1 protein-coding gene and 2 pseudogenes are annotated in these 2,143 nt (G+C 71.3%); 2 read left to right on the forward strand and 1 reads right to left on the reverse strand.

Annotated elements, in window-relative coordinates; all coding sequences use genetic code 11:
* A pseudogene (locus tag ACJOT3_RS34180) lies at nt 1–126 on the forward strand (IS5/IS1182 family transposase); the annotation flags it as partial.
* A gap of 18 nt (nt 127–144) precedes the next feature.
* Here the strand turns inward: ACJOT3_RS34180 and ACJOT3_RS34185 are convergent.
* A pseudogene (locus ACJOT3_RS34185) lies at nt 145–1,323 on the reverse strand (NACHT domain-containing protein); the annotation flags it as partial.
* A 210-nt stretch (nt 1,324–1,533) separates the two neighbouring features.
* Here ACJOT3_RS34185 and ACJOT3_RS34190 point away from each other — a divergent pair.
* Complete coding sequence (locus ACJOT3_RS34190) at nt 1,534–2,139, forward strand: HAD family hydrolase (protein WP_406977273.1); 606 nt, start codon at nt 1,534–1,536, stop codon at nt 2,137–2,139.
* The last annotated feature ends 4 nt before the right edge of the window (nt 2,140–2,143 follow it).

The raw sequence follows: 2,143 nt of genomic DNA on the forward strand, positions 1-2,143 counted from the left end.
ATCAACAAGTTCAAGGAATGGCGGGGGCTGGCCACCCGGTACGACAAGACGCCCCAGAGCTACCTCGCGGGCCTTCACCTGCGCGGGGCCCTGTTGTGGTTGCGCAGCCTGCCCGCCACTCCTTGATCCAAACCCAGAACAGGCCCTAGTGGTCACCACGTACCGGTTGTCGGGGAAGTCCGCCACCAGCTCCCGCAGCCAGCGGCGGGCGGCCTCGCGCTGGTCGGGCGGGAGTTCGTCCACCCCGTCGACCAGGACGATGCCGCACCCTTGCGCCAGCACCCGGTTGGCCCACCCCTCGGGGGCCTGGTCGGCCAGGTGGCGGCCGGTGTGCACGATGAAGTCCGCCGGTTCGGGCAGGTCGCGGCCCACGTACTGGCGCAGCGGCACCAGGAAGGGCACCAGCCCGTTCCACGCCCGCAGCCCCTCGGGGAAGTCGCCCCGGCTGGCCCGCACACCGATCCACCGAAGCAGGGTGGTCTTGCCGCTGCCCGCCGGAGCGCGCAGAAAGGTCCTCGTGTGGGTACCCAGGACACGTTCGATGCGGTTCTCGTCGGGGTCGTAGAGGAATCCCGGCTTGTCCGTCGCCCACAGGTCCTCTTTCCCCACTCTGAGACTCAGGTACGCGAGTGTCAGCGGGTACCTGCGCGTGTTCGCGTCCGTGCCGAACAGCTCCAGCACGTCCCAGCGCTCCGCCGCCTTACGCCGGTACGCCGTCACGAACGCCGCCTCCGCGGCCGTCTCACCGTCCTCCTCCCCGCCCTCGACCCGGCGGGGCAGCCGGTCCAGCACCTCCTCCAACTGCCGCAGGATCAGGCTCTCCCGCCGCAGCAGCTCCGCGAACGCCCCCGCCTGGAACCGCGGCAAGGTGGTCAGCGTGGCCATCACATAGGCACACGCCTCCGGCAGCAGCCGGTCGTACAGCCCCACCCCCGCCGCGCCCAGGTCCCGGGTGGCCCCCGCGGCCCGCCCCCGCACGTACCGCTCCAGGTACAGCGGGTCCAGGTCCTGTTCGAACAGCACCTCGTCGGTCAGTCCCGCCCGCTCGAAGGAGTCCGCCACCGCCAGCACCGCGGCCTCGCGCTCGTTGTCGGCCAGCCCGCGGAACTCGTGCTCCAACTGCTCCACGATCCGGTCGGCGACGGCCTCCTCGATCTCCCCGAACTTGCGCTCCAGCCGTCTCTGCTCGCGCCGGTCGGTGACCCTGGCCTGCACCAGGTCCACCACCGTCGTGGCGGCGCTGTTGACGATGGGGTCACCGAGCCAGATTCCGCACGCGGCCTTGACCACGGCCGTGCCGAGTTTGAGGGCGGCGTCGTACACGGGACTCCCAGGGGGTCGGGGGGTGGACCACTCACGGCACAGGGCCGCGACTTCCCTTTGAGGGTAGGCCGATCCGGCCCGCCCCGCCGGGTTATCCACAGGGCCGATTCACCCTCTTTTCGGACCCGACTCCTCCGGTTCCGGGTGCGCGGAGAGCCGCCATCGGGTACGGCTTGAACGAGCCGCCCCACCGACCCCGAGGAGACCTCCTTGCCCGAGATCGAATCCGGAGCCGTCCTGTTCGACCTGTTCGGCGTGATCGCCCGCCACCAGTCCGCCGACGGAAAGGAACGCCTGGCCGCCACCATGGGTGCCGCCGACCCCGCCGATTTCTGGGACGCCTACTGGGCTCTTCGCCTGCCCTACGACCGCGGTGACCTGGACGGACCCTCCTACTGGCGGGCGGTGGGGGAGCGGCTGGGCCGCGAGGTGGACCGGGAGCTGGCCGCGGCGCTCATCGAGGCCGACATCGACAGCTGGCGGGCCGTGGACCCCGACATGGTGTCCCTGGTGGAGCGGCTGGCCTCCGACGGCCGCACGGTGGGCCTGCTGTCCAACATCCCCGCCGAGCTGGCCGACCGCTTCGAGAAGGACAACCCGTGGCTGGCCGCGTTCTCGGTGCGCGCCTTCTCCGGCCGCCTGGGGGTGGCCAAGCCCGAGCCCGAGGTCTATCTGTGGTGCCTGGAGCGGATGGCGGTCGCCCCGGCGGACACCCTGTTCGTGGACGACCGCAGCGAGAACGTCGCGGCCGCCGAGGCGCTGGGCATGGCCGGGCACCTGTTCACCGACCGCACCGCCCTGGAGGCCCGCCTGTAGAACG

The organism is Nocardiopsis protaetiae, assembly GCF_045446735.1.
Lineage (GTDB): Bacteria > Actinomycetota > Actinomycetes > Streptosporangiales > Streptosporangiaceae > Nocardiopsis > Nocardiopsis protaetiae.